35 protein-coding genes and 1 tRNA gene are annotated in these 24610 nt (G+C 38.0%); 6 read left to right on the top strand and 30 right to left on the bottom strand.

Annotated features, from left to right (window positions below):
- Window positions 1–81: 81 nt before the first annotated feature.
- The 5 genes from AC1XUO_RS09845 to AC1XUO_RS09825 all read left to right on the top strand — a co-directional run bounded on the left by AC1XUO_RS09845 (window position 82) and on the right by AC1XUO_RS09825 (window position 3270).
- Window positions 82–315, top strand: a complete 234-nt coding sequence (locus tag AC1XUO_RS09845; RefSeq protein ID WP_483329611.1) for a hypothetical protein — start codon at window positions 82–84, stop codon at window positions 313–315.
- 79 nt (window positions 316–394) lie between these two features.
- On the top strand, window positions 395–1078 hold the full coding sequence (locus AC1XUO_RS09840; protein ID WP_483329610.1) for a hypothetical protein: 684 nt from the start codon (window positions 395–397) through the stop codon (window positions 1076–1078).
- Between the two features lie 23 nt (window positions 1079–1101).
- Window positions 1102–1773, top strand: a complete 672-nt coding sequence (locus AC1XUO_RS09835; protein ID WP_235153907.1) for an NUDIX domain-containing protein — start codon at window positions 1102–1104, stop codon at window positions 1771–1773.
- Between the two features lie 103 nt (window positions 1774–1876).
- A tRNA-Arg gene (locus tag AC1XUO_RS09830) sits at window positions 1877–1948 on the top strand.
- 140 nt (window positions 1949–2088) lie between these two features.
- Window positions 2089–3270: a site-specific integrase gene (locus AC1XUO_RS09825; protein ID WP_483329609.1), complete on the top strand. Its 1182-nt coding sequence runs from the start codon at window positions 2089–2091 to the stop codon at window positions 3268–3270.
- An 81-nt stretch (window positions 3271–3351) separates the two neighbouring features.
- Here AC1XUO_RS09825 and AC1XUO_RS09820 read toward each other — a convergent pair whose 3' ends face one another.
- From AC1XUO_RS09820 to AC1XUO_RS09805, 4 genes are all read right to left on the bottom strand, one after another.
- The gene (locus AC1XUO_RS09820; protein WP_483329608.1) at window positions 3352–4104 is read right to left on the bottom strand and encodes a hypothetical protein; all 753 of its coding nucleotides are present in this window, start codon (window positions 4102–4104) and stop codon (window positions 3352–3354) included.
- Window positions 4105–4195: 91 nt separating this feature from the next.
- A complete protein-coding gene (locus AC1XUO_RS09815) occupies window positions 4196–4600 on the bottom strand; it encodes a hypothetical protein (protein WP_483329607.1) in 405 nt (134 codons plus the stop codon).
- Window positions 4597–5118 (bottom strand): hypothetical protein, encoded by a 522-nt coding sequence (locus AC1XUO_RS09810; protein WP_483329606.1) that lies wholly within the window; start codon window positions 5116–5118, stop codon window positions 4597–4599. The genes AC1XUO_RS09815 and AC1XUO_RS09810 overlap by 4 nt, the downstream gene beginning before the upstream one ends.
- 446 nt (window positions 5119–5564) lie before the next feature.
- Window positions 5565–6149 (bottom strand): hypothetical protein, encoded by a 585-nt coding sequence (locus tag AC1XUO_RS09805; RefSeq protein ID WP_483329605.1) that lies wholly within the window; start codon window positions 6147–6149, stop codon window positions 5565–5567.
- 166 nt (window positions 6150–6315) lie between these two features.
- On the opposite strand from AC1XUO_RS09805, the gene AC1XUO_RS09800 reads away from it, so the two are divergent.
- Window positions 6316–7479, top strand: a complete 1164-nt coding sequence (locus AC1XUO_RS09800; protein ID WP_483329604.1) for a hypothetical protein — start codon at window positions 6316–6318, stop codon at window positions 7477–7479.
- Between the two features lie 520 nt (window positions 7480–7999).
- On the opposite strand, the gene AC1XUO_RS09795 is transcribed toward AC1XUO_RS09800, so the two are convergent.
- From AC1XUO_RS09795 to AC1XUO_RS09670, 26 genes are all read right to left on the bottom strand, one after another.
- Window positions 8000–8368, bottom strand: a complete 369-nt coding sequence (locus AC1XUO_RS09795) for a hypothetical protein (protein ID WP_483329603.1) — start codon at window positions 8366–8368, stop codon at window positions 8000–8002.
- An 86-nt stretch (window positions 8369–8454) separates the two neighbouring features.
- The gene (locus AC1XUO_RS09790) at window positions 8455–8667 is read right to left on the bottom strand and encodes a hypothetical protein (protein ID WP_483329602.1); all 213 of its coding nucleotides are present in this window, start codon (window positions 8665–8667) and stop codon (window positions 8455–8457) included.
- Window positions 8668–8865: 198 nt separating this feature from the next.
- The gene (locus AC1XUO_RS09785; protein WP_483329601.1) at window positions 8866–10950 is read right to left on the bottom strand and encodes a hypothetical protein; all 2085 of its coding nucleotides are present in this window, start codon (window positions 10948–10950) and stop codon (window positions 8866–8868) included.
- Window positions 10951–10955: 5 nt separating this feature from the next.
- On the bottom strand, window positions 10956–13541 hold the full coding sequence (locus AC1XUO_RS09780) for a hypothetical protein (protein WP_483329600.1): 2586 nt from the start codon (window positions 13539–13541) through the stop codon (window positions 10956–10958).
- A 16-nt stretch (window positions 13542–13557) separates the two neighbouring features.
- Window positions 13558–13737, bottom strand: coding sequence for a hypothetical protein (locus tag AC1XUO_RS09775; protein ID WP_483329599.1), 180 nt, complete (start codon window positions 13735–13737; stop codon window positions 13558–13560).
- Window positions 13734–14066, bottom strand: a complete 333-nt coding sequence (locus tag AC1XUO_RS09770; RefSeq protein ID WP_483329598.1) for a phage holin family protein — start codon at window positions 14064–14066, stop codon at window positions 13734–13736. Before AC1XUO_RS09770 ends, AC1XUO_RS09775 begins: the two co-directional genes overlap by 4 nt.
- A complete protein-coding gene (locus AC1XUO_RS09765) occupies window positions 14063–14263 on the bottom strand; it encodes a hypothetical protein (protein WP_483329597.1) in 201 nt (66 codons plus the stop codon). The genes AC1XUO_RS09770 and AC1XUO_RS09765 overlap by 4 nt, the downstream gene beginning before the upstream one ends.
- Window positions 14264–14315: 52 nt before the next feature.
- Window positions 14316–14576 carry a hypothetical protein gene (locus AC1XUO_RS09760; protein WP_483329596.1) on the bottom strand — a complete coding sequence of 87 codons (261 nt, stop codon included), beginning with the start codon at window positions 14574–14576 and terminating at the stop codon, window positions 14316–14318.
- A gap of 87 nt (window positions 14577–14663) precedes the next feature.
- On the bottom strand, window positions 14664–15218 hold the full coding sequence (locus AC1XUO_RS09755; RefSeq protein WP_483329595.1) for an N-acetylmuramoyl-L-alanine amidase: 555 nt from the start codon (window positions 15216–15218) through the stop codon (window positions 14664–14666).
- Window positions 15215–15502: a hypothetical protein gene (locus AC1XUO_RS09750; protein WP_483329594.1), complete on the bottom strand. Its 288-nt coding sequence runs from the start codon at window positions 15500–15502 to the stop codon at window positions 15215–15217. Before AC1XUO_RS09750 ends, AC1XUO_RS09755 begins: the two co-directional genes overlap by 4 nt.
- Window positions 15503–15512: 10 nt before the next feature.
- A complete protein-coding gene (locus AC1XUO_RS09745) occupies window positions 15513–15914 on the bottom strand; it encodes a hypothetical protein (RefSeq protein ID WP_483329593.1) in 402 nt (133 codons plus the stop codon).
- On the bottom strand, window positions 15911–16453 hold the full coding sequence (locus AC1XUO_RS09740; protein ID WP_483329592.1) for a lysozyme: 543 nt from the start codon (window positions 16451–16453) through the stop codon (window positions 15911–15913). Before AC1XUO_RS09740 ends, AC1XUO_RS09745 begins: the two co-directional genes overlap by 4 nt.
- Window positions 16453–16914, bottom strand: coding sequence for a hypothetical protein (locus tag AC1XUO_RS09735; protein WP_483329591.1), 462 nt, complete (start codon window positions 16912–16914; stop codon window positions 16453–16455). Before AC1XUO_RS09735 ends, AC1XUO_RS09740 begins: the two co-directional genes overlap by 1 nt.
- Before the next feature lie 10 nt (window positions 16915–16924).
- Entirely contained in the window at window positions 16925–17188 is a 264-nt protein-coding gene (locus tag AC1XUO_RS09730) for a hypothetical protein (RefSeq protein ID WP_483329590.1), read from the bottom strand.
- 26 nt (window positions 17189–17214) lie between these two features.
- The gene (locus tag AC1XUO_RS09725; RefSeq protein WP_483329589.1) at window positions 17215–17760 is read right to left on the bottom strand and encodes a hypothetical protein; all 546 of its coding nucleotides are present in this window, start codon (window positions 17758–17760) and stop codon (window positions 17215–17217) included.
- Window positions 17761–17827: 67 nt separating this feature from the next.
- On the bottom strand, window positions 17828–18007 hold the full coding sequence (locus AC1XUO_RS09720; RefSeq protein WP_483329588.1) for a hypothetical protein: 180 nt from the start codon (window positions 18005–18007) through the stop codon (window positions 17828–17830).
- Window positions 18008–18081: 74 nt separating this feature from the next.
- The gene (locus AC1XUO_RS09715) at window positions 18082–18732 is read right to left on the bottom strand and encodes a hypothetical protein (protein WP_483329587.1); all 651 of its coding nucleotides are present in this window, start codon (window positions 18730–18732) and stop codon (window positions 18082–18084) included.
- Window positions 18733–18770: 38 nt separating this feature from the next.
- Window positions 18771–19094 carry an LPXTG cell wall anchor domain-containing protein gene (locus tag AC1XUO_RS09710; RefSeq protein ID WP_483329586.1) on the bottom strand — a complete coding sequence of 108 codons (324 nt, stop codon included), beginning with the start codon at window positions 19092–19094 and terminating at the stop codon, window positions 18771–18773.
- A gap of 2 nt (window positions 19095–19096) precedes the next feature.
- A complete protein-coding gene (locus AC1XUO_RS09705) occupies window positions 19097–19573 on the bottom strand; it encodes a hypothetical protein (RefSeq protein ID WP_483329585.1) in 477 nt (158 codons plus the stop codon).
- Complete coding sequence (locus AC1XUO_RS09700) at window positions 19552–20244, bottom strand: hypothetical protein (RefSeq protein ID WP_483329584.1); 693 nt, start codon at window positions 20242–20244, stop codon at window positions 19552–19554. The genes AC1XUO_RS09705 and AC1XUO_RS09700 overlap by 22 nt, the downstream gene beginning before the upstream one ends.
- A complete protein-coding gene (locus AC1XUO_RS09695) occupies window positions 20244–20894 on the bottom strand; it encodes a hypothetical protein (protein WP_483329583.1) in 651 nt (216 codons plus the stop codon). Before AC1XUO_RS09695 ends, AC1XUO_RS09700 begins: the two co-directional genes overlap by 1 nt.
- A gap of 1 nt (window position 20895) precedes the next feature.
- A complete protein-coding gene (locus tag AC1XUO_RS09690; RefSeq protein ID WP_483329582.1) occupies window positions 20896–21381 on the bottom strand; it encodes a hypothetical protein in 486 nt (161 codons plus the stop codon).
- 510 nt (window positions 21382–21891) lie between these two features.
- On the bottom strand, window positions 21892–22320 hold the full coding sequence (locus tag AC1XUO_RS09685; protein ID WP_483329581.1) for a hypothetical protein: 429 nt from the start codon (window positions 22318–22320) through the stop codon (window positions 21892–21894).
- 71 nt (window positions 22321–22391) lie between these two features.
- Complete coding sequence (locus AC1XUO_RS09680) at window positions 22392–22727, bottom strand: hypothetical protein (protein ID WP_483329580.1); 336 nt, start codon at window positions 22725–22727, stop codon at window positions 22392–22394.
- A complete protein-coding gene (locus AC1XUO_RS09675) occupies window positions 22727–22996 on the bottom strand; it encodes a hypothetical protein (protein ID WP_483329579.1) in 270 nt (89 codons plus the stop codon). Before AC1XUO_RS09675 ends, AC1XUO_RS09680 begins: the two co-directional genes overlap by 1 nt.
- Window positions 22997–23025: 29 nt before the next feature.
- On the bottom strand, window positions 23026–24610 hold a 1585-nt coding region (locus tag AC1XUO_RS09670; protein WP_483329578.1), incomplete at its 5' end, for a rolling circle replication-associated protein.

Here is a 24610-nt window from a genome sequence, read left to right as displayed (position 1 = left end):
TATTTGAAAATCTATTATTTCAGGTAAGCGATTAATATTTGAAAAATAGAATTTTGAACTTCAATAAATGTGTTAATAACCATGACAAAGGAAATCGAAGATGCGCTCTTGTTATTCCTTACAGCGGACGACAGAAACTTTATAGAATTTCCTGCGGAAAGTCAGGATCAATTTCAGGAAGCAACGGAACTCTTAAGAAAACATGATCTTGTGACCGTTACAGCGATGGAAGAAGGCGGTGTGAATATTACAGCCAGCTTAACCGAAGCAGGAAAATTGGAAATTCATAAACTAAGGGAAAAGAGAAATGCTTAGTTAAACAATATGTCGGATTAACATTTCACACTTGTTTTTTACATTTCTTTACCTTTACGTCAGCATAATTATTAAAAAAATGAAAATTGTAAGACTAGCAGTAGTATTCTTTTTGTTGAGCACAGTGGTATCCCACGCACAATATACATCTCGTGTTACCTCCGGTATTGATCTGGGAACAGGCTATTACGACAAAGAATGGGCACCCTCAGCGATGTACCATCAGGAGTTGAGTGTTAAGGCTTTTCCCTGGTTCAATTTAGGGTGGGGTGTACGTACGGCTGCATACTATACTGGTGACAAAACGCTTGTGCCAGACAACTTGCAATCCAAGGGCGACTCATTAAAATTTGGCAGAATTACATCTAATTCGTTAAGTGTACTACTAGGGATTTCCGTAAAATTCGGCAAATTCGATATCGGCGCGAACACAGATATTATGGGTATTGCAATCGGTGTAAAAAGGAATGGATATTATGTGAAAAATGCTTTTCCAACCGGCGAAAGCGCAGATTACTACAATAGCAATGTTCCAAGTTCTCCAAACTTTTTCAACGTCGTTCCACTCGCCCTTGAAAAAAACAGTGGACAGTCGGAAGTGTTCGTACGCTACTGGGTTACCGAAAGAGTGGGCGTAAAACTTGGTTATGTCCATGGACGTCAAACGTATAAAACTGACGTGAAGCTTGACAATAATCAGAACCTGTTTTCAACGACATACGATATGCCTTATGTTGCAATATCATTCCCGTTATATAACTAATTCAGCATTATAGCAAGGTCAATATGAGTGAAAAACTTGTTGATTCCCACAAATACAATCTGTGGAAAGGAAATCTGGAAAAAAATGGTCTTGACATTCACGGCATAGAAGAGGTTTATTCCCGTAGAAATGGAAACGGTGAAATCCTGTTCTCATTGCTGATGACTGACGCAACAACGCCGGAAGGTGATAAAATTCCTCCAATCTGTTTTCTAAAAGGAGAGGTTGTCTGCGTTCTGATTTGTTTCATTGAAAAAGAGACAAGAGAAAAATTTCTACTTTTGGTTCGCCAACGCAGGATCTGTGATGGATCATTAACTTATGAACATCCTGCGGGAATGCTTGATAGCGAAAGCGATGCGGCGTCTGTTGCGGCCCGTGAAGTTTTTGAGGAAACAGGTATCAGCATTCCCAAAGAAGAGTTGGTCGAACTGAATAAAGATCCGTTCTTTCCTTCCACAGGAACGAGTGATGAGGCAATGTATTTATTTTACAGCGAAATAGAGTTGACTTCCGAACAAATTGCGTCATACCACAATCAAACGCAAGGGTTAATATCAGATCATGAGTTTATTACGACACACGTTGTGCCTTTCACAGAAGGTCATAAATTAATAACAAATGTAAACGGAATACTTCTTGACTACATGTATCTGAAACATGTGGAAGACTGGGAACTGATGAAAAAAATATAATTCGTAGGGATGGTGACATTATTTTGAACAATTTCTGTGAATCCATAACAAGAAATCAAAATAGAAACTATATTTGCACCCCGTTACAGGCTATAAGCCTTCTGCACCCATAGTTCAATGGATAGAATTTCGGTTTCCGGTACCGACGATATGAGTTCGAATCTCGTTGGGTGCACATAAAATTTTTACAACTGCTTATCAGTTAGTTACGAAAGAGTTACTTGGAATACTGCAAAAACGTCTGTTTTAGGTATTATTATAATGTATGATTTGAGGTATTCTCACATCTCACCAATTATAATACCTAACTCATCAATGAATAACGTTAAGCACAAACCCATGTCTCTAAAAATTAATTTTCGATCTAAAACTCAAAAGAAAGGTAACAGCTCATACATTTATTGCCGGATCAGATACGCCGGGTTTGATGCTACTGACTTTTCAACCTTCATTCCTTGTTCTTCAAACTGGGACAAAGTCAATCAATTATTCATCGGCAAAGATTCTCAGTCATTAAAATCCAATGACACGCTTTCTGAAATCAAAACAGATATTGAGATTCTTTTAAAAGAGCTGCGTAGAAAATCTGATCCTAATGTCCATGATTTACGGAACCAGTATTTAAAGAAAAAAGAAAAACGCTCTCTACTGGACCAGTACAAAATTCATGAGCGATACGTAAAAGAACATTTGGGACAACCCGGATATTCAAAAGGAACAAAAAAAGCACATGCAAGCCTTGACCGGATTATCAGGCGTTTCTTAACCTATCAGGGAAGAAAGGATATTCAGTTAGTAGATATTCGTCAATCTTTTGGGAAGGATTTTGTTAAATATTTGAAAACTGTCAAGAAGTACAAGCAGAACTATGTTGTCCGCAATTTGAGCCACTTGCAACGTATTGTTCAATATGCTGTAAAAGCAGAATATTTAGAAAAGAACCCACTGGAAAATCTGCATGAAAAAATTGCTCCTCCTGGTGATCCTAAATTTCTTACAGAAAATGAAGTTTCTTTAATCAAAGAAAGTAATTTGCTCAACAGTCACTTAACCAGAGTTGCAGACGCTTTTTTATTTCAATGTTTTACCGGATTGGCTTACTGTGATCTCAAACGCTTTTCAGCAAAGCACCATATCATTCAACTGCATGGTCGGGACATCATACAATATTCCAGACAAAAGGGCTCGGTAATGTTTACAATTCCGGTTTTAGCTTACACCCAACATTTACTTGATAAATACAACGGTGCGATCCCGGTTATTAGTAATCAGAAGATGAATGAGTTTTTGAAAACAGTTGCAAAAACTGTAGGAATTCAAAAGAATTTAACAACACATGTTGGAAGAAAAACAGCAGGTACATTTCTTCTAAATAATGATGTACCGCTAGAAGTTGTCAGCAGAATATTAGGACATAAGTCAATTAGGACTACTGAAAAGATTTACGCGTTTATGTTACAGGAAACAGTTTTGAGGCATACGGTGCACTTGACTTGAACAATTTATTATTGGGTTGTTGGATGATATTTTTTAAAAAAGCCTGATTATTTATAATCAGGCTTTTTTACTCACTTACCATTATTGTAAACTAATTCCATACACACCGTTAATGAAAGAATTAGTCCACGTAATCGGGCCTATCCCAGGACCAGTAATTTGCAGTACTCCATTTTTCACTTCGACCGTGTAGCCTCCAAAAGACATATTTAAACGCCTTATTTGAATTATGTTTGGCAACTTATATTCCAGTTCCAGGCATACCTTCCTTGCTGCATGCATTATCTTAATGGATGCACCGACTGATATAATATCCCAGTTATTTTCGAATAATTTCAAATTATTACGCTCGATAATTAAAGTTGAATGACCTTCTATATTAGTAAATAGTCCGCTAAGTTGGTACGGATCTCCATTATTTTCAGGTGCTTCAATAATTAAAATTGGCCTATTATTTATTTGCAATGGAACAGTACAGTTCACAAAGGTATTCCCACCAATTAGTATCGTTGGTGAAAGATTTTCAAATTCATAATAGTTATGCGCGAATCCGTTACGTTTACAATAAGGATTTGCCATCGCTCCTTTTACTATGTCTTTGGATAATAAATTACTGGTAACACGACCATGATGTTCTTTACATAGTAGTGTCATGCAATTAGGGTTGTGTGTTTTAGCGTCTTTAAACTCAGGATCAACGTGCTCGTAGTCCGTTAAAGTTGAACCGCACATCACGCAGCCAAATCCCGAATTCTGCCTGATTTGGCGTTGAACTGGATCAGGGATTGTTCTTGTTAAATTATATTTATTTTTTACTGGGTAGGAGAGGATCATAACGAATTTATTAATTAAAGAATTTAATATAGGTCATTAAAAAGGCCTGATTAATAGATCAGGCCTTTTTAATGTTTGAAAAGCTATTTGTTTAGAATCCGCAATCAAATCCCACACCTTTTAAGTAAAGTTTTAACTTAACTATTATTTCAAGGCAAACCTCATGGTCTGCCTTTTTCAATTCTTGAAACAACTTTTTATCGGAAATTCCATCGTAACGTGCAGTTCTGGAATATTGGTACAAATCTCGATACAACCGATAAGCACCTCTTGAAAATCCCAATAAATTGTCTTTATCAGGATTTATATTATTTAACATTTCATGGTGTGATTCACCAATATCTTTTCCTAATTGTCCGGCACGTGCTTGTAAAAGATGCAGCGCTATATAAAAAATTACCGTTATTTTCCAATCAAAAAATTGTTCTGTGAAATTCTCTTGGATATTGGAATGAAAGTTATTGTTATGGATTGCCTGTTCTAAATGTTCCCTCATTCCGATACGTTTAAATCAATTTTTTCGGAATATTTAATTTTTCCTTCCAAAGTACCAGGGACAAACTGAAAATAAACTGGAAATCTCAGTTCAGTTTCAAGCTTTTCATAAATATCGAAGAAATCTAGAATTTCACTCCTTGTCTCAAATGAATCATCATTCAAAATTATTGAATAATATAAATCGTTCTTAGGTGTATTACTTATATATGCAGAAGTTATCAATTCACGTCGATCTTTGAGGAAGTGTTTGACAAAACTATCTACTATATCTTTCAATTGCCCATCAAGTTTATTGGACATACTTATGATTCCACCAACAGGATCAGCAAGACGTTCCTCGATCATATTAATCAAATCAGTCTTTTCTCCAATCTTATGAAGTTCATAACTCCTGTCAGCTTCTGTTTTTAGCTCTTCCAAATATGTCTGAAGAAGAAATAACATAGCAGTTAATTTGGAGTGGCTTCTTTCCAAATCTGATTTACCTTCCAAAGAAGATAATTTTTCCATTTCCATTATAGCGAGTTAGTTTTATCGTCGGGTTGTTTTTTTTGCAATCCACATCCTATTTATCAATAATAACTAGTAGAATTTAAATTCCTTCTTGTTTACGAAACCATTATACTGATTTTTTGAATTCCGTAAATCTAAATTATTTTTTTATACATATGTGTAGTATATAACGAAAAAGTTAAAAAAAACGTGCAGAATTTATCTAATGGAAGATTCAGAAGTTTATGGTCTGGTACTGCCAGAAGCCCGTGGTTTTTGGAGCCGCTCAATAAGTCGAATTTATTAAATTAAATGAGCTATTTTGATATTTGAGCGTTATTAACGTCTTACTACAATATCAAATACAACAGAAATCATAAACCTAATTACCAGTTTCTGCATTCAAAACAAATGACCTACTTTAATAAAGTGGCCTAATTTATTTGTTGCATACTTGCCGCCTAAAAGTTTTAAGCTTTCAATTTTTCTGCTAATGGTTCCAAAGCGATAATAGAAATGTTTATAATATCTCTTATTGTATGAAATCCCATTGAACCAGTCGGGAAGACATCGTCAAACTTAACTTTGTTAACTGGTTCATAAATTGTGTTAAATTCTTCGGAATTTATCCACTCCGCTATTATAGTTTCTTTTTCATTTCTAGTATCGTCATAGTGAACCCCTCCAAGCTTATTAGCACAAACCAAAATTAAATCCTTAATAGTATATGTTTCAAACATATAATGTAAGCATACGGTTTTAAGAAATTTATCTATTCCTACCTGATCATATGGGTAAACTGAATTAAAAGGGACAATTCTACTCCAAAACATTAACGTGCCTTTATCTATTGACGAATCATTTTTCAAGTTTTTGAGACGGAATACTATTTTGAAATTATAATCAACCAATTTAAGGGCAGAAATATACAATGGTCTGGAATCTAAAAAAAATCTTCTTAAAACTCCACACGCACTTATGAGTTCATAGTTGTCTCCTTTAACTTTCGATTTAAGTTCCTCCAAACTTCGAAGAAATACTAGACGCCCATCCATAGAAATTAATTGTAATTTAAATATTTTTGATCAAAGTATTAGTATTGATTCCATCAAGAGCAATAGTATGAATTCAGTTAACTTAGAACTTGTCTGAGGAAATTACGCCCTTGGTTGCTAGATCAAATATAACTAGTTATTATTTCATAATTTTAATTACCAACGGATGCCAAACATAAGGCCGGTAAGTTCAAATCATATTCTTTTCAATGAAAGTATAGATGTTTTTAGAAATGATGATCCAAATGATAAGCCTTTTTATAACGGAAATCCCTTTACTTACATAGCAACTGGATTTAAAATAACCCAAATATGGAATTTGGGTATCATGACAATTTACCCATCTCAGACAATTCAATTATCCTTTCAGGAAAATTCTTATGTAAGTAAGATAGAATGCCCAAGCTACGTAGATAGCCGTCATACTCACCATTTTGGGAATGCATTAGCAGCTATTCTGTCATTTATTTTTTTAGAACCGTGTAAGGCTCCCAAAGATTTCATCTCGATGTTTTCCGATAATTTAACGACAGATGATTATATTAGGGTAGCGCTACTCAATCCATTATTAGTTAATGGACCAGGATCTTCGAAGACTGTTATTAGTTATGAACAAGAAGTGATATATATTAACGAAACCGTTAAGCTAATTCATTTACTAATGGCTGTTCCGTTCAAGACTTACGTAGATGCAATGCAAGGTATAAGATTGGTTCAGCTTTCTTTATTCAATAAAAGAGAGGATTTTGGATTATGTTATCTATTGGTAATTGCAGCAATTGAATCAATAACTCAGATTACGATTTCCCGAGATTCAGTAAAACTTAAAGATTCACGAGAAGTTAAATGGAAACAAAAAGCAAAAGTGGATGATGAATACAGCGAATTGTATATGCTATATAAAGAAGCTAGGGGACATAATTTATACCTACAACAGCGGTATGTAAAGTTCATATTTAAATATTGTCCACCGAATGATTGGGGTAGCTATATTTCGCATCCAATGGACTATATTGTCAATTTATTAAAGGCAAGAGGAGAAACTAGAACTGATTTATTGACCGCCAAAAATCCAAATGAAGTTTATCCCGAGGATTTAAGTCATGATGAACTATCAATTATCTTATCAAACTCTTATGCTCATCGATCCTCTTTCGTTCATAGAGGAATCCAACCCCCGCATAAGTCACCGGATTCAAGTTATAGCAAATTTTTCGAAACCTACAGCGATGTTAAAACGGGCACTAACCTACAATTGCCGACTTATAACTTGATTGCGCACATTGCTAAATATTCAATTTTGGAATGGTTGTCATCTTTAAAAAAATAGAGCGTTCACAGAGGAACCGCTCTATAAAAATTTAACTCACTATCCGAATGCTCAATTTAAATTTTCTCTTTTGATACTTTCCGTTTCCGTCTACACGGTTTGTAACAACTCGGCCGTTTGGAAATTTAATGTCCCTTACAATAGGCACCTCACAGCGTTGAAGAAATGTAAATTACTGAATAAGGATTACACTTTATATTCGTGATATTCGTGGCGGAATACAGGAGCAGTTAATGCTTACCGCTCAGAAGTGGGAATAAAAGAATTGCAAAACATATCCCTCGGTTTTCGAACAGATCCGAACATTAATAATTACAACTGGTAACAAAAGCCTGATGAATCGTTCAGGCTTTTTTATTATTAATTACAAATCATTGTTTATATCTTAAATATGCATTGTAAAACAAATACCCGCCCCAACCCAGAAAGAACAATCCGGTAATTGTTAATACCATTCCATAGATTAATAGGAAAGGCGTCGTCAAGTATTAGTAAGGTAATTTTTCGATTGGTTCCATAGTTAATTTTTCGGTGGTAATGGCATCCATAAATCAAAATCAATTTTTACTTTAATGTCACATTCACAAAATTGCTGTCCATTCCAGTAAGCTAATTCATATGGTGCATGTGGAGAACCAGAAGTGTTTGCAATCGCTAGGAACCAACTTCCATCCTTTGGAGCATATTCACGTGGCAAGCATGCCACCTCTATTGATTCATTTAACGGCATCCAATATTCAAAAAATATTTCTTCATTCGTATCTTTTCCACTGAACTGTTCACCATCCCAAAACACCAATTCCCAGGGTGCCCACACTGCGGGCGAATCTTCCTCAATCACTAAAAATAAACTTCCGTCTTTCGGTGCTGATTCTTCGGTTAACCACATATAGCACGCATTTCATTTAAAAATAAGATATTATAGATATAGCAAAAGCCTGATCAAAGGATCAGGCTTTTTGTTTAAGCCGAAAACTAGTAATGGCCAATTATGTTATGCACTCCATCTGACCCTACTTGGACATCTAAATCTTTACCTATAATTGTAGTAAGGTCAACCCCACCAAAAGAAACTCCACCCCCAAAAGAAACCCCAGGGGTCATTGTTACACCATTAATATGCACTGTTACTTTTGGTGTAATCATTCCATTGGCGACATTAAAAACTTCATTAAATCGTTTTCTCATATTTGTATTTTTATTAAATATTTAAGTTTTAAATGTACTAAACATTAGAAAAATAAAACATGATGCTAATAATAAATTTATTTAACGTGATGACTAATCGTTTTATTTTTTTGAACCATTTTAATGAAACAAAATTGAGCGGCCCCAATGGAACCGCTCAATACGCCTAACTCACTAACTTCAAAACCCAAACATCAATTATAAATTCTCTAATTTCATGTGAATTCCATTTCCTGCAATTCTGTTTGAAACAATTCTGTCATTTGGGAAACGCGTTTCCAAAGTATGCCAGTTATTGTCTGCGTATCCATTCACATAAAACCATGCAATCTTTCCGTTTTTGTTGATGGATTCAACAAAGCCTCTTTTCCCAGAGTGAGCGTTGATAATGTCATCTGCTTCAAAGTTTGCAGGTTCAACCCATGCACCACCGTCAATCCTGAATGCAAGGAAACGACGTTGTCCGTCTTCGTCAATTTGTCCCCAGGTTTCAGCGTAGAGCTGTTCCGCGAACCGGCACAAATCCGTATTACCGTTATAGCCATAATAACCAATGCCGCCTGCTTTTTGGTGTGGAAAATCAGGGTGCGTCATTTTTGGGAATATGTCGCCGTTTGCACCGCCGTTATAATTCGGGTTATCCAAACTTGTTTTATAATCGTTGGTCCCGTTGCGTTTCCAAAACGTAGTACCGAAAGTAAATTTATCAAGTATTTTCGCCGACACTTTTCCACCGCCGCCCCACTGAACAAACACCTTACCATATATCTGGCTCCAAACTACACTGGTTACAAGAACGTTTGGATCAAGCGGTATTTTTCCATCACCGTAAAGTTTTCCTTCCGGCCATACAGATTCAAAGAAATTGTTGGGTCTCCACTCATGTTCCCCGGCAAGGAAAACCCCGCCCGTATAACCCATGCGTTTGAACAATAACAGTTTATAAGCAAGATCATAAATTTGCTTTTGCTGAATATCAGGAGCACTCAGATAAACCGCTTCAACAATCAGGTTCGTAGTTGACAGAGAACCGCCCGGACTGAAATTTGTATTTTGAAGTTGGTTAACAGGAATTCTGAAATTGTTTTTAGCAATGTCAGCTGATACCTGATCAATGTGGTAATGGGTAGGCCAAAACTGAAAATAGTTATGGCAGATATATGATGGTATTCCCTTGTCTGTAAACAGACGTTTGTGAATTGCTGCAATACCCATATAGAACCGTTTTAACCACCCCGATTCAGGAGGCACCGCGTGCGCCTGTTCCATCGTTTCATTGATCCAAACGGCATCTGTGAGATTGTGCTGCGAAACCATTGCATCTACTTGTGCATCTGATGGATTGTTCGGTAATGGATTACCGAAAATACTGAACGAAGTTGGAACGTCATTGTAGGTAATACCTAACTTTTTTAATGCTACGGCCTGGGATTCATCGCCGCCCGGACGTGGTAATTCAAAGTGAGATATGTGCGTAATACCTTTACGCATCACCTGGTCAATTCCCCAATCACCTCTTTTTAAAATAAATACATGTCCTTTTGGTAATTGTAAGTCCGGAACAATATCAGCCCATTGTGGCATCGCTGATTCTGGCATATAATTGGCAGGAACATAGTTTTTAAAACCTGATGGACTTCCGGTAAATACGCCCGACTGAACAGCCGCCGACGCGTTATACTGGAAACTTTGACCTGCGTTATTATCGTAATACCCGCCCTGGCTTCCGTCCTCACCTTGTCCCGGCCAATGGTTAATCGAATCCAAACCAACCTTTGACATGAATTTGATTATTCTAAAACCGTTGTTCCGCGCAAACGGATAATTAACCAGTGGCGTAGGTCTTGTGATAACCTGTGCACCAACAATATAACGGTACTCATAATTTGGCTGCAAATTAGTATCAACCGTATCTGTTACATAATCAATATCTCCCTGGGAACTTCGGGTAATTTTCATGTGCTCGTCCATACCTTTCGTAATGAGCTTGTAATTAACCGCGCCCGGATCAGTTATAATTGGTGGATCAATTGCGCCGCCAATGCCGCCGCTGTTTCCATATCCATCACCGCCGCCCGTTCCTGTTCCGGTTTCAGTACCCGTTCCTGGGCCGGCTTTATCTCCGTACAAATCCTGCACGCGCAAGCTACTGTAATCACTTGTGCCGCTTCCGGTGCTACCTTTTCTTTTCGAATAGAAATAAAGCACAATTACACCCATTAGGAAAAACAGAACTTTTCGGTTTTTCTTATTTTTCAGAAATTTTTCTACGCTGTTTTTCATATTTATTATTCTCCTTGAATAGTTCTAACTATGGCGAAAATTATTTTCGCGCTCCCTGTTCCGTCAAAGTTTCCTCCAATGGCATTTAATCGAATGGCGCGGTTGGCGCTGGTTGGCAGGTCTGTTATAGATAAATTATTTGTGGTTGTTCCCGCTGTTAAAGCAGAACTAGGAAGGTAATCAGTTGCACCACTAGTGCTACCTAAGGCAATACCCGTTATTCCGCCTGTTGTTCCAAATGGTGTAATTACGACTAATGACGCACTTTGAACCGTCCATCCAAGCGGTACATTTATAGTAGCGAGTACCGAAGCTACCGAAGTGGGAGCGGGTATAATTTGGCTACGGGTCCAAGTTTCTTTTTTCAGTATTCCTTCCTGGTATGTTTCAAGGGCATTACTAATGTCGCGTACCCTTACCTGATTATTATTGACATTATCCGCGGTACTTAGTGTGATACGCCCTTTTTTAGTGCTGAAAAATGAATCATTTGAAATTAGTCGCCAACCTCGAATCGTAATGTCGTATTTATTGTTTTTCGAGTTTTGTCTTCCAATTGGAACAGTACCGCTAACACTGTTAACATTCAAATGAAAAACTGCATCATTTGTTTGGGTATGATTCAATAACGTCACATCATATTGTATGTCGTTGTTGTCGCCATTGGCCGCAAATGAACAACTTGTCCCGACGAAATCATCCAGGAACACTTTGACGTTTTTAAACGAAACAAGACTACCGCGGGAAATTTGACCAATTGGAAAAACGCGCGGTAAGGGATTCAAATCTATAATAGTCACATTGGAAACTTCCAATTTATTGAAAGGCGGGGTTGTCGATTCATCATCACTCGGAAATCTCATCGCCATGTAATCAATACCAGCGGGGAAAATTCCAGAATCATAAACTGCATACACGTTTTTGATAGATATGTTTTTTGATCCGTTTATAATATCGGCAAACCCATCTTTTCTATATGAGGTATAACCATCAACATTTACACGATCACCTTTAATTTTCAAGCTATTAGAAAAACCGCTATCTGTCGGCCTGGCTGTTGTTAATCCTACCTGAATACCATGATCAAAAACATTTTGTATTGTAAGCCTTTCATTTTCATCATTCATGTAAATTAAATGAGGCGGGCTCATCCAGTAATTATTGGCTCCGTCGTAATTATAACCTCCCACAAAAGTTCCGTCAGCGTTTTGCGCGTCAGCATATCTTTTGCTGACCAGATCAGAAATTAAAATATCCTTACCGCCTCCCTGAATTCCCATAATTACGCCGTCAAACTCAACATTTTTAAAGCTGATATTACTACAATGCGTGTAGGTATCAGCGGTTGTTGAATTTACGGTTGAATTAGCCGGTCTTTCTCGTATGAGCTTAAAAGCCCATACGATAAATTTATCAGGCGTTGTTCCTGTGGAAATCAGTTTTGTATTTTTGAATTCAATGTTTTCAGCTCCTTTCAGCATGAACATTGCCCAGGAAGACGCGTAAGTAAGTGCCCGCGGATTATAGGCACCCGTAAATACAACGCCTCTTTTTTCAGTTAAAAAAGTCTTGTATACCGTATTTGTAAACCGGCTTCCTTTCGTTTCAGTTGTTGATCCTTCAACATATCCATACTGCGCCGCGTCGTATTGTCCATTAAAATAAATGGTAATATCAAATGAGCAGTTTTTTGTAAGAGGTAAAACAAATGCAGGTATGTACCTATTGTTTACGGTAATACTTCCTAATCCACGTCCCAAAATATGCGTATTGTCATCAATCAACACAGGTTTATTAATATCATCCTGAATGTTGATAAATAAAGGTTTTTCTATTACGACTAAAATTTTAGAAGTGGACGCACATTTCAACGTTTTAACAAATGCTGTTCTGTCATCTACGGTCCCGTTCATTACTGCACCGAATGCAGCCGGTGAAATTTCAGTAATACCGTTTAAAATCACATTTCCATCACCTGAAAACAATTGCTGAAATCTTTCATTGATCCCTGATTGAATTGTTAAAGTCGCGCCTGCACTGATATTGAAAACTGCACCGCCCTGGAAATCAATTTTGATATTTGCAGGAATAGTACGGTTTGAAGTAACGGGAATTGTTTTATTTAAAATGATTGTTTGCGGATCGGAACCAGCCGACGCAATTAACTTAAAAAAACTGTTTTCAGTGTTGGCAGTTATCCATTTAGAATTAAGAAATCCTTCCGGTTGACGGATATACCTTTTGCTCCCAACCCTAATGACAGAAACACTATCATCCAGGGACGTAGTGTTTAGAGCGTCATATTTGAAAACCCCGCTTTTATCTTTGTCTGTGATCTGAACAATACTAGCTGTATCCGCTTTTCCGGCTCTTAATTCTGCAATAGAAACAAAAGGCGTTCGCATTGCTGCCATATCAGCCAATGCTTTCATACCGTTGGAAAGCGCGTAATTTGGCAGTTTGGAAATGTTTACTCCCCGAATCTGAGAAATACGAAACCTTGCTTTTTTCTCGACTGTTGACGTATCTACCTGAGAAAATCCGGGCAAAGAAATAACAATCAGCAGTAATGCTGTGAATAACTTTTTCATAATAGTTTTGATTGGTTTAAGCTAATCCGGTTTCTGTAATCATTTCTCTGAAATCTGTTTGCACAAATCCTACCTGCTTTTTTAGTTCATCAAATTCAGCACGGGTAACGTACTGCGTTTGAGGCATGACTACCGTGCGTTTTCTAAAAAGCAGGAACATAATGACCAGAATTAAAATAACGGTTGATGTTTTCATAATTGCTCTTTTTGTTCGTCCGGCCAAAGGTTTTTAAAGTTTGCCTGAATGCTTCCGGCCTCTTTAATAATGATTGTCCCGGCTATTGCAATCACACCCATATTATTCAAGTTCACACCGGCCAGCAGCGTATAATATTCCATTAAATTTGCAAACAGCAGCATTCCGGAATACTTCACCGTTTTACGAATCCAGGTATCCAGCAAAACCCACTGAAAACGTTTTGAAAGAATTGCATTGACAATTCCCGTAATTGTATCGATTGCGACTACAATCCAAACCATGTAAAAGGCTTCGGGATGGTTGACTAAATATTGCAGTACTTTCATAAGATTATTTTGATAAAGGCAATTAATAATACGTCTGCAATTGCCAGAATTGCCACGCCATTTCCCCGGCGTTTTGATCGGCCTTTGTATTTTTCTGTCTGCTTCCGCTCCTGTTTTAAGCTATCCGGATAAACTTTGATCTGATTATTTAAAGAGGAGATGTACGCTTTTTGAATGTCTCGTTCTTGCTTAATCAAATCACATTCCATTAAATCGCGTGTGATGTAAGGTGTAACGCCTATATCAAGCCTACTTTTTGGCTGGGTAGCGTTTTGAGAGATACTGCAATGACTGATCAATAGAAGGCAGATAAGTTTTAAGAGTATCCTGACCTTTCTGAATTTCAGATAATTTCTGTTCATAAGCCTGGTTTGTTAAATTAATGGTAACAGGTTCCGGCGTGCTGCATCTGTTCACACCTGCAACCATTAATCCACCGATCACGGCAAACAGAACAGGACGTAATGAAGAAAGAACGGCAACGGCGGTTTGAATTATTTTTGGGTTCATCTTATGAGTTTTTTAATGAGTTGATTTTGTGTTTCTGGATCCTTTATAGATCGATTTGTCTATGTCGGCCAGCACAGATAATTTTATCTATGCTTCGGCATACCCGGCAATTATTGCAGCTACTTCTTTTGCCAGCTGCGATTTGTGATCCTGGTATTTTTTAAAGTCATTTTTGTTGCTTAGAAAACAGACCTCCCAAAGGCAGGCATTGAGTTTTGTTTTATCCAAAACACCAATTGTTTTATGCTGGGTAAGACTGGAAGGTTTCACACCACGATTACTAACTTGTAGCAAATCGGAAGTTGCCCAGCCAATTTTTGCAGCTAGTTCTTTTTCAAAATCAACCGCACTATTCGCCACAAATACTTCTGTCCCGGTAGCCTGGTTTGAAATGGACGCATTGAAATGAATGTCAACGAGCAAATCTTTTGCATTGAACTGCTTATTGATATAGGCAAGCACCTTTGTCAATGAATCTTTGTCAGCGTCATTGATCACCTTGAAACCCAAACTTTTCAATTCTTCCGTTACCAGGTTACGTAAAATGATCGCTTCCGCTCCTTCATCATACCCTTTGTTTTGGGCACCGGTCCCGGCTCCCTGGTGTCCGGCTGTAATTAAAATTCGTCTGGTCTGTTTCATATTGGTCCAAATGTTATTTGTTGTTGAAGTGAAATACACTGTTCTTTAAGTTCCATGTTTTCCAGCTTCAACTTTTGTATTTCTTTTTCCTGAACGTTTACTTTTTCTTCCAACTTAATACAGAATTTAATCCAATTGTCTGAAACCCTGGTATCAATCTCAACCCTTCCTTTTTCGTGTTCTATCTTGTTTTTTTTCAGGTTTAGGTAATGCGTAATTACTTGTTGAATTCCTGCACCGGAACCCAGTGTTACGGCATACTTTATAAAATCGTCAAGGTTCACGGCGTTGAGTTTACGGTAACATCACTTGATTTACGGTCAGCAGTTCAGCAACATAGCTACTCAGTTCAGGCGGTGTCATCCAGGCTATCAATTCAGTAGTCAGGTTTTTACCGTAGTATTTGAAATATGCCTGTTGAACGGCAAAGTAATTTTTGGTTGAATGCGCAAGATCATTTTGCCACGGCATATCCACGATCCCCAACGCTTCATCTGTGATGAATGTCCGGGTGGTGTCCTGCATTAATGAATTGTACATTTCAGCAAGAATGTCGGGGGTTAAGGTCCCGGTAGTGGAATATCTTACGGAGGCTTGACGCGTATTTACTTTACTTTTCGAAAGAAAGAAAAGTGCCAAAATTGCAATTCCGGCAATGATCCAGTTTTGCTGTGTTTCTTTTTGCTTTTTTGTCATTTCCGTTTTTTCTTATTGTATAAATAAAATATGGCTACCAGGATCACGACAATTATCAACATGCTGTTCCCGCTTGCATTTTCTTCCGTTGAAATTATCCGAGAAGAGTAAATGGCATATTCCGCACGCCGCCTGCCTAATCTGTTATAGCTGGTAAAGTTCGGAGCCTCAAAAGCCGTTTTGATCAATGGTAAATTATTAGGATTGGCATTGACCAGCTGATACAGGTTTGATTTGGTATAGGTCCCAATTCCAATATTGTAAACCAGATCAACCAACGCATCCCATTGATTACGGTTTATATTGGAAGTGACATATTTGTTTACATATCCACCGGCTTCGCTTGCATCACGTTTCAGCAAATATTCAGCTTCCGCGGCTGTGACAACATCTGTCTGTTTTACCTTCGCGCCATTTCTGAGCGTACCTGATCCGTACCCGATTGACCACCGGGAAACGTCCCAGTATGCTTTTAATACCAGGGATTCAAACGGCCTGATAATTTTTAGGGTACTTTCCTGTACTGTGAAATTCGCCATTAGGTACGGTTCAAAATGCTGTAAAAGTTTTTCAGTTCAGACGCGCCCAACTCGCTTTCCAGGTCTTCAATCAAATCTGTTTTGTACAAAGTCTTATAAGACTGACGAACAGCAGACCAATTGAAAGTTTTACCCGCAAGCGTATAAAGTGCTTCCGTATCTGTTCCATTCCAGCCAGTGAACCCAGTATTCCACGGATCAAAAGCGAGGCGATATTCCTTCGCCAAAAGTTCCGGGCTTGTGTACTGTGGTGTAACCGGGTTCCCTGTACTTGGATTGATCGGTACTTGTAAATTATCCTTAGCCCGTTCCAAAGCCGCTTTGTCAGCAATCCATTTCAGTACGAAATATGCCGCAATCGCAACCAGGTATTTTTTGTTTCCTTTGATTACTTTACCTGTTGAAAGAAAAATACTGGCAACAATAGGTAAGGCTTCTAAAACCAAGGCTAAGTAATTCATAAGCTATTTTTTATTTTGCGAATGCAGAAAATGCAGGCGCGTATAGTTTGATCATTTCAATTGTTTCCTTTGCCTCCAAAACTCCCTCTTTTGTAAGAAGCTTATTGAACACGTCTGGATTTTCAATTACAAGCTGTTCCAGCTCTTTAATGGTATCCGGGCATTCGTTGGCAAAGTTTGTTACTGCCTGCAACAAATTAGTTGTTGCATCGCTACCGATCACTTTTTCAATGGATACGGCAAAATCTTTAAGAATCTCTTTTGCGTCTGGCATGATAATGAGTTTTGAAAAATGGATTGTTAAACGAATGCTCCTGTTTTAATAGCCGCCGCCGCGGGAGCCGCAACTGATGCTGTTTTTGCTTTTCCGATCCAGGTAGCCAATAATGGCATGATCAGTTTTTTAATATCGTCGTCATTGTCTTTATCTCCATCACTTAAAAGCAATACGGATTCTAACAATGCGTCTAATTTCTTTTCAATTCGTTCATTCGCCTGTTTCTGTAATAGTTGGTCTTGAATGAACTGTACAAACATTTGGTGATCCATACCGCCACGGTTAAAGGTTGTTGTTTGTGATGGTGATTGTTGCTGATTTTCAACCCGGAATTCATATCTAAACCCGCCTTTGTCGCCTTTGGAATTTTTGAAAACATTCACATAATACAGACCTTCCGGGCGTTCCTGTTCCATTTCCTGCTGAAATAGATAAACGGCTTCATCCTGAGACATGGTTTCATTTTCACCAATCTCACACTGTGAAACCCGCACGCTTCCGCGGTAAAGTTTCCAAAACGGAAAGCCTTTGTTTTTTACAAATTGTAGTGCTTTTTCACGGGTATCCATTTCTGAAATGAGTTAGGTTAAAAAGCGGCTTAATGATAAGCCGCTTTTTAATATTTTATCAGACCTACTATCGCTTAGATTTCATTTTCGAAACCTGAGAAATCAAAGTAGATTTCTTTTTCTTGTCAGCTTCAATCTGAGCATTGAAACGGTCAACTTCCTTCACCTTATCGCGGTGTCTTTCCCAACTTGTAAGTGGTGCAGTTGCTTTTGGTGTTTTAGGGTATTTTTTCTTTTTTACGGCCATGATTTTAACCTGATTAGAATTGATAGAATGATTTATTATAGGTCCGGTTTTATCCGGACCTTATAGGTCTTAGCCTAGAATAACCAGAGCGGTTTTTTCTTCTTTCTACGGAAGAAATAAATCACAGCCAGAACAAGCACCATAAACATGATATTGTCCTGAATGAATTTCAGCGGATTGGAAAATGCTAACGAGAAGTCAGTCGGGATCAGTCCACCCAAAGCAGCCGTTGAAGTTCCAGCCGGTTTTGTTTCGGTTGTTCCATCGCTGTATGTGATGGTTATTGAACCGTCAGCATTGGTAACCTGAGTTTTTACAGTTTTTGCACCTGTTGTTGATCCAACTTTGATAGAATCAACTTCCGCTGTTGTTACGCCTTCACCTTTCAAAGAGTAAGGAGCATTCAGATTGTACAAGCGTACAAGATCATCACCGTTTGTTACTGCTTCAACTTCTGGGAAGTTTCCACCATCCGGCGCAAAGTCAGGGGCTTCTACATCGGTTAAAAGGGTCATATTGAAATCAGTTGCCATTTGGATTTCTCCGGAAGACATACCCGTTTCAATACGAGATTTACGGTAGTATCTCCACAATTCAATACCTCCTTCCAGAGATTTCAAAAGTGCAAAATAAGTACCTCCTGTTGTTTTGCCGACATAAATAACACCTGATCCGTTCAGGCCTTTAAATATACCGACATTGGCTATTACGCGAACATCTGCCATATTTTTGGTTTGTTTTGGTTACTCGTTTGATTTATAAATTATCTTCTTTTTTGCATTGTGAAAAACAAGATTGCGATTACAGCAATGCCTCCAATCAACAGCGTATTATTGTTGTTGCTTGTATTGGCCGCTGGTAAGTACACCGGCGTTACCTGTTGGTTATTTTGCCCGAAAAGTCCACCAATTGCAGTTGTTAAACCGGGTACAATTCCGATTACTGCTTCCCACCATTTTGTACCACCGCCGCCTGTTGTTGGCGTTGTTGGGGTGGGTGTAGTGGGTGTCGTTCCGGTTTGACCGTATTGAACGTTTCCCTCCGAATCGGTTGTAAATGTCAATTCTTCGTATCCTCCGTATGGCATAACTATTTAAATTTCGGTAGGTTAAAACGTAATGGAATATCGAGCGGAACGTAAAAGCCTTCGACATTGACGGTTCCTTTCATGTTCCAATCAACCGCCTGATCTTTCACACCTCCCAAGAACCCAGGAACCGCCGCTGCCAAATCGATAATGCTTACAATTACTCGCGTATTTAACACGCTTTGCCCTGTCGGGAAAATTGTTTGCGGCATAAGTGCGTATGCACGGCCTATGTATTGATTTTCCGCAAAAACTCTTAAATCGACAGATCCTAATGTTAAACTACCCTGACTTGCATTGAATGCCGTGAAAGGCAAATCAAAAATTAATGTCGTTGGGAATTCAAACTTGAAATTCCTTGGAAAAGTCGGGCGCAAATCCATACTATCGAATACCCGCTTTTTCTGCATGATTACCAGAAACACGACTACTACAATCGCAATGATCAGCGTAGGATTTATTTTTTTGTTATTAGCCATAAAAATATTATCCCTATAATGATTACCCACTTCATATTTGTCCCTGTGTTGTTTGTGCCATTATTTCCGGTTTGTCCGTATCCGGTTCCATTACCTGGATTGACTGGATTGTTTGGTGTGGTGCCGTAACCGTTGTTTGAAAGTTCAAACTGGTTTTCAGCAGTTTTCCCATACTGAGAATCACCAACAACCCACAGCAAATGTTCCGTATCAACCAATTGCCCAGCTCCGTTATAAGGCATCACAATTTTGACCAAAAATGCTTTGACCCTTTTAACTCCTTTCGAATCAAGGAATGCTGAAAACTTTCCCTGGTAAACACCTGCAAACGCACCGGCTCCTCTTGTAAAATCTCCCGAAGGGTGACCCGGAACCTGAAACTTACTTTGCAGATCAGAATCAAAATACCAATAGTTTACCTTTCCGGTAAATATTACAAAGTCACCTGCAACCGGCTTTTCAGCTTGCAAAAACGTAGTTGATGAACTGTTCGTTTCTACGGTTGAACTTACCGTTGTATCCGTTTCGGTTCCTGTTTCCGGCTGTTCCCCTCCTGTATATACGCCCTCGTTTTCACCACCCGAATAAATAGGGGTTAAAGTTAACGGCGGCTTCCAGGGTGTAAGCGGTGGACGTGTCCAAATCGGCTTTTTTATCAGTTCGTATGCCATTATTTCTTTTTCTTTTTACGTTTCAGAAATAAAGCGGCACCTATTGCAATTACTCCAAGTGTTGTTGTATCGATACTTTCAGCGGCAACATTTCCAGAAGAAACGTTCAATGCATCTTGCAATGCTTTTTCTTCATTAATTGTATCTTGCCTATCAGAAGCAGGAACAAATTCTTTCTGACCTTCAACCTGTGAAAACCTTACCCAACTGGTTTTTTTTTCAGTTTTGTATTCACCTTTTTTTATTGTGGCAAATGGAATCCACGGTTTCCAAGACGCATTTTGCCACCACTTATTCACCCAGGTAACCTCAATAAATTCTTTTGTTGCCTTACCTGTGAATGTCCCTACAAATTCGGATTCACTCCGTGTTGGTGGATTATCTTGACCACCTTTACCACCCGATGGACCAACTTGTTTTGAACCTAAACTATCTTCATAAAAAGCTACGACATTACCCGCTTTGGCATAAATTGAATATCCCGCAACTAATCCAAAATTTGCACCATTTCCATAAGTAGTCCCAGTATGCCCAATAGCTCCGATATGCTCAATAAAGTTGTATGTACTAGGATCGGAATATTGACGCGGTTTGGTTTCTCCCCTTCCCGGATTTATGTATTCGCGCAAATCACTTGTATATCCTGACATACTATTTACTTTGAATTATGTATGCCGCTACGCCCAAAAGAGCCAACGGTAAATACGTTATTTTATTCAACTCATTATTATAGCTGTTGTAGTACGTTTGAATAGCTGCAACATCTAACTGAATTTCTCTTGCCTGGTTTGAAAGTTGGGCCAATGCCTTACTATCTTTTTTCTTTTCCAATGCTCCAAGTATAGTCCCCGCCGCAATTGCAACGGCACCGGCTATTTGAGTGACAACCGTTGGTATGACTACGGCCACACCTCCAAGCGTCTGCATCCATTGAGCAGCAGTATTTTGACCATCCAATGTTGCGCCCGCTGCCATTAAATTATTCATTGCTTTGGCATAGTTATTCAAACTTGCTTCCAGATTAATAATTTGTCCTTTCAACCATTGCTTTCTATCCGTTGGCGAATTGTTATATGCAATTGCTGCTCGTCTGAAATATTCAGGTGTAAAGACATTTGCAGTGGTGGAATAAGACATATTTACATGTTAAAATCTTTAAATGATCACATTTGATTATTTATGATTGTTTCTTGTTGATACAATACTAATATGCTTTTTATTGCCGTCAAATATTCGTAAATTAGAGTGTATCACCGGAAAGCACAGCGAAGCACAGAACACCTATGACAACAACTGCAAACACCGCCACTTCAACAAAACGAGGCTTTAACACTCACTTTTACAGCAAGTCCGATCTAATGGGAATCTGGAACATCCGAAATGAGAAACAGTTTCTAAATATGATCGGAAAATCCGGTGAAGAAATTTTAAACTGGAAGTCTGGCAAAATGAGATTCACCCCAAAACAGGTTCGAAGAATTATTAATTTAGTAGGGGCACCACTTAAAAAAGAGGAATATGTATGGTAACACTGATTTTTACACACAAAAAGCCGCTAGAAATCAAATTCTAGCGGCTTTTTTTATGTGATTTGATATTTATATCAGAGTGATAATTGAATGATTACACAACCGATTTTCTAAGTGATTAATGTTTTCTTAATTCATATCCTTGGTATTCTACGCTTCCTTGTGAATCTGTTACTTTTAAATCCGCATTTAACCTACCCGCTGTTAAAAATGCGCTTCCTTTAATCCAAAATTTCTCACCGTCGTATTCACATGGATTGTCAAATTTCATCATATTCAATGATTCAACTAAGATTGATTTTACAGGAACTATTGTTACAATGTCAGCAATTCTACTATCCTTGAAATCGGCTTTTTGCGTCATTACCAAATCAACTCTTTCAGAATTCTGTTTTGTAATTACCCAGGTGATTGTGTACAATCCATCTTTATCACTGTCCTGATATTCAAATGTTCCTAAAAGGTCATTCATTTTATCGGCTTCCGGATCATCTTTCGAGCAGGAAAAGCAAAATAATAAAATCAATAATAACGCTAAGTTTTTCATTTTAATAGGGATTTAAATTTTACAATGATAAATAAAAATTACGATTAACGATCGCTTACAGATACTTTCATCTATGCAGGATCTACTTTCTTCAAAAGCATCCAAGCTAATTCCTGAGTACTCCAATCTTTTACAATGTTTTTATACATTGTTTTTATCATTTCATGACAAGGAGCAGCCAGATAACCTGTATCTAATCCCGCAATCCAATCATTAACCGCGTCCAATTTCATTCTTTTAATATCCACAACAATTACAGTTCCCATATAAACCCCGTTCAGGGTCTCTTCAAACTTTGCACCTTTGAAATAAATATTAGTGTTCCAAAGTCTAAGCGTCGTATGTACCGGATTTAATAATTTCCCGTTCCAGTTATGATTATATTTAAGAGTAGGATTTTTTGCCATTATTCGTATTCTATTTGAATTGTTAGTTGTTTAATTCCAAGTATCCGCAATCCCAAAAACCAGGCTTCAACAAAACCGCCCAAATCAGAGGTCAATTTAGAATTTATCGTTTCTTGCAACATATTTGATTCTGCAAGCCTATCAGGGTAAATTGTGACTAAACTTTCTTTCCCATTTGCTCCCCGGTACATTCCTTTGATACTTCCATCTTTATAAACCGACCAGGTCCCGAAGGTTGCAAAGGGCTGTTCGATTTTTACAACTTTCATTATAATCCAGGAAGGTTACTTTTTAAAAACTACGCTGAGTAAAGCTGACTGAACATTTCAGAATAATAGTTTGAATAGGCATTGTACATCAATGGACTGTACATTTTCAGTACGTCCTTTTGATGAAATTCAAGTGGAATTATTACGCCGCCAAAATGCTGAAACTGTTCCCCGGCTTTCGAAGTGGCCTTTTCAATATCTTCTTTGGGTACATACTGAGTTTCAAGGAATTTAACATATGTATACGCGTCCGGTTCCTGGGTAACTTTGGCACCTCTTTTTTCTTCTGAAATTATTTTCGAATGATATTCCGTGACCATTTTATCAAAAACACGTTCACCAAATAAATTAATCGTATGTTGTGCTACCTGGTTTTTGCTTTGATGAATTGAATATGTTGTTGTATTCTGCATTGAAATTGTTTCTAAAATAACCTGCATTGGTTTAACAAGATCCGAATGAAGCTTTTGAGAGCATCCCCAGGTACGGCCACGCAACCGGCGTGTTTCAAACTTTACAATAATTGGCCTTCTTGACTTAGAAACCGTTTCCACCTGTAATCCTTCAATTGTTTCAATTTGCTCAATCACTTCTGAATCAATAAAGAAATGTCCGTTTTCTTCAACCAGTGTTTCACCTGGTAGCAGGTTCGGTTGATTAATTGGCGGCTCTTTTGTCATATACTTGGACACATAAGCAGTCAGTTTTTTAATGTTTTGGATAGCGTGTATTTTGGTTGTTGGTGGATTTCTCCAATTGTCTGCAACCCCGTTGTTGTATGCTTTCAGCTGCCTTTTTCTCTCATTATTCACCGCATCACCATAGTTGAAATTCTGTTTCATTTTTTGGCAATACTTCCGGACTTCCTGAACCTTGGAATTCAACATGTCCTTACGAACGTAAAAACAGGTTTTACCGTACTTCGTTTTGTCCATGTAAATGGCATTTTGAATATTTCTGAACCTGGTAACATATCCCAGGCTTTCACAAAAATGATTCCATACTTTTTGAGTGGTAACAGCAGGCACCGCACGATCTAATATAACATGAAAGTGTATGTTTCCGTTTTTCTGAGTTTCAGCGCAATACAGGTAATTTTTAACTCCGTAGCCTGAATACCCTTTTTTCTTGTCTCCTGTAAGCCATTCAATAAAACGTCCGAAAATATCACGGCGAATATCCAAATCACAATGAAACTGTTTTGATGGTAATGTCAGTGTCAAAAATGTTGGGTATATCTCCTGAGAAGGAAATGAAGCAGGAAAAGCCATAGACGTATTCATTTGAATTGCAGTCAGAAAATTTTCAATTATTCCTCTGACTTTTCTACGCGTCGCCGGGGACATATACCCGTTGTATTGGCCACTTGCACCTTTTTCCAAGTTTTTCAAGCTGTTCAAATTGTCCTGACCTTTATCAAACTTCATTATTGATTGGTTCCCGTTTTCGTCATAGCTGTAAACGATGGGTTTTTTCTGAATAATTACTGAATGCGGTTTCAGCTTTGCATAACGCTGGAATTCATATTCAACAAAAGTTTTAGGAGCAGGAGCGGTTAAGAATTGAGCAGCTTGCATTGAAAGGATTGAAAGAGATGAATAATACGAAAGTGCG

This window comes from Dyadobacter sp. HNCC25DJ186, from assembly GCF_056895235.1.
The sequence above is the reverse complement of the archived record's forward strand: the minus strand, read 5'-3'. Positions and strand labels throughout refer to the sequence as shown.

What these genes read in the sequence shown, in the direction of transcription:
- AC1XUO_RS09845 (WP_483329611.1), top strand. Translation starts at nt 82, where the DNA reads ATGACAAAGGAAATCGAAGATGCGCTCTTGTTATTCCTTACAGCGGAC.
- AC1XUO_RS09840 (WP_483329610.1), top strand. Translation starts at nt 395, where the DNA reads ATGAAAATTGTAAGACTAGCAGTAGTATTCTTTTTGTTGAGCACAGTG.
- AC1XUO_RS09835 (WP_235153907.1), top strand. Translation starts at nt 1,102, where the DNA reads ATGAGTGAAAAACTTGTTGATTCCCACAAATACAATCTGTGGAAAGGA.
- AC1XUO_RS09825 (WP_483329609.1), top strand. Translation starts at nt 2,089, where the DNA reads ATGAATAACGTTAAGCACAAACCCATGTCTCTAAAAATTAATTTTCGA.
- AC1XUO_RS09820 (WP_483329608.1), bottom strand. Translation starts at nt 4,104, where the DNA reads ATGATCCTCTCCTACCCAGTAAAAAATAAATATAATTTAACAAGAACA.
- AC1XUO_RS09815 (WP_483329607.1), bottom strand. Translation starts at nt 4,600, where the DNA reads ATGAGGGAACATTTAGAACAGGCAATCCATAACAATAACTTTCATTCC.
- AC1XUO_RS09810 (WP_483329606.1), bottom strand. Translation starts at nt 5,118, where the DNA reads ATGGAAATGGAAAAATTATCTTCTTTGGAAGGTAAATCAGATTTGGAA.
- AC1XUO_RS09805 (WP_483329605.1), bottom strand. Translation starts at nt 6,149, where the DNA reads ATGGATGGGCGTCTAGTATTTCTTCGAAGTTTGGAGGAACTTAAATCG.
- AC1XUO_RS09800 (WP_483329604.1), top strand. Translation starts at nt 6,316, where the DNA reads ATGCCAAACATAAGGCCGGTAAGTTCAAATCATATTCTTTTCAATGAA.
- AC1XUO_RS09795 (WP_483329603.1), bottom strand. Translation starts at nt 8,368, where the DNA reads ATGTGGTTAACCGAAGAATCAGCACCGAAAGACGGAAGTTTATTTTTA.
- AC1XUO_RS09790 (WP_483329602.1), bottom strand. Translation starts at nt 8,667, where the DNA reads ATGAGAAAACGATTTAATGAAGTTTTTAATGTCGCCAATGGAATGATT.
- AC1XUO_RS09785 (WP_483329601.1), bottom strand. Translation starts at nt 10,950, where the DNA reads ATGAAAAACAGCGTAGAAAAATTTCTGAAAAATAAGAAAAACCGAAAA.
- AC1XUO_RS09780 (WP_483329600.1), bottom strand. Translation starts at nt 13,541, where the DNA reads ATGAAAAAGTTATTCACAGCATTACTGCTGATTGTTATTTCTTTGCCC.
- AC1XUO_RS09775 (WP_483329599.1), bottom strand. Translation starts at nt 13,737, where the DNA reads ATGAAAACATCAACCGTTATTTTAATTCTGGTCATTATGTTCCTGCTT.
- AC1XUO_RS09770 (WP_483329598.1), bottom strand. Translation starts at nt 14,066, where the DNA reads ATGAAAGTACTGCAATATTTAGTCAACCATCCCGAAGCCTTTTACATG.
- AC1XUO_RS09760 (WP_483329596.1), bottom strand. Translation starts at nt 14,576, where the DNA reads ATGAACCCAAAAATAATTCAAACCGCCGTTGCCGTTCTTTCTTCATTA.
- AC1XUO_RS09755 (WP_483329595.1), bottom strand. Translation starts at nt 15,218, where the DNA reads ATGAAACAGACCAGACGAATTTTAATTACAGCCGGACACCAGGGAGCC.
- AC1XUO_RS09745 (WP_483329593.1), bottom strand. Translation starts at nt 15,914, where the DNA reads ATGACAAAAAAGCAAAAAGAAACACAGCAAAACTGGATCATTGCCGGA.
- AC1XUO_RS09740 (WP_483329592.1), bottom strand. Translation starts at nt 16,453, where the DNA reads ATGGCGAATTTCACAGTACAGGAAAGTACCCTAAAAATTATCAGGCCG.
- AC1XUO_RS09735 (WP_483329591.1), bottom strand. Translation starts at nt 16,914, where the DNA reads ATGAATTACTTAGCCTTGGTTTTAGAAGCCTTACCTATTGTTGCCAGT.
- AC1XUO_RS09730 (WP_483329590.1), bottom strand. Translation starts at nt 17,188, where the DNA reads ATGCCAGACGCAAAAGAGATTCTTAAAGATTTTGCCGTATCCATTGAA.
- AC1XUO_RS09725 (WP_483329589.1), bottom strand. Translation starts at nt 17,760, where the DNA reads ATGGATACCCGTGAAAAAGCACTACAATTTGTAAAAAACAAAGGCTTT.
- AC1XUO_RS09720 (WP_483329588.1), bottom strand. Translation starts at nt 18,007, where the DNA reads ATGGCCGTAAAAAAGAAAAAATACCCTAAAACACCAAAAGCAACTGCA.
- AC1XUO_RS09715 (WP_483329587.1), bottom strand. Translation starts at nt 18,732, where the DNA reads ATGGCAGATGTTCGCGTAATAGCCAATGTCGGTATATTTAAAGGCCTG.
- AC1XUO_RS09710 (WP_483329586.1), bottom strand. Translation starts at nt 19,094, where the DNA reads ATGCCATACGGAGGATACGAAGAATTGACATTTACAACCGATTCGGAG.
- AC1XUO_RS09705 (WP_483329585.1), bottom strand. Translation starts at nt 19,573, where the DNA reads ATGGCTAATAACAAAAAAATAAATCCTACGCTGATCATTGCGATTGTA.
- AC1XUO_RS09700 (WP_483329584.1), bottom strand. Translation starts at nt 20,244, where the DNA reads ATGGCATACGAACTGATAAAAAAGCCGATTTGGACACGTCCACCGCTT.
- AC1XUO_RS09695 (WP_483329583.1), bottom strand. Translation starts at nt 20,894, where the DNA reads ATGTCAGGATATACAAGTGATTTGCGCGAATACATAAATCCGGGAAGG.
- AC1XUO_RS09690 (WP_483329582.1), bottom strand. Translation starts at nt 21,381, where the DNA reads ATGTCTTATTCCACCACTGCAAATGTCTTTACACCTGAATATTTCAGA.
- AC1XUO_RS09685 (WP_483329581.1), bottom strand. Translation starts at nt 22,320, where the DNA reads ATGAAAAACTTAGCGTTATTATTGATTTTATTATTTTGCTTTTCCTGC.
- AC1XUO_RS09680 (WP_483329580.1), bottom strand. Translation starts at nt 22,727, where the DNA reads ATGGCAAAAAATCCTACTCTTAAATATAATCATAACTGGAACGGGAAA.
- AC1XUO_RS09675 (WP_483329579.1), bottom strand. Translation starts at nt 22,996, where the DNA reads ATGAAAGTTGTAAAAATCGAACAGCCCTTTGCAACCTTCGGGACCTGG.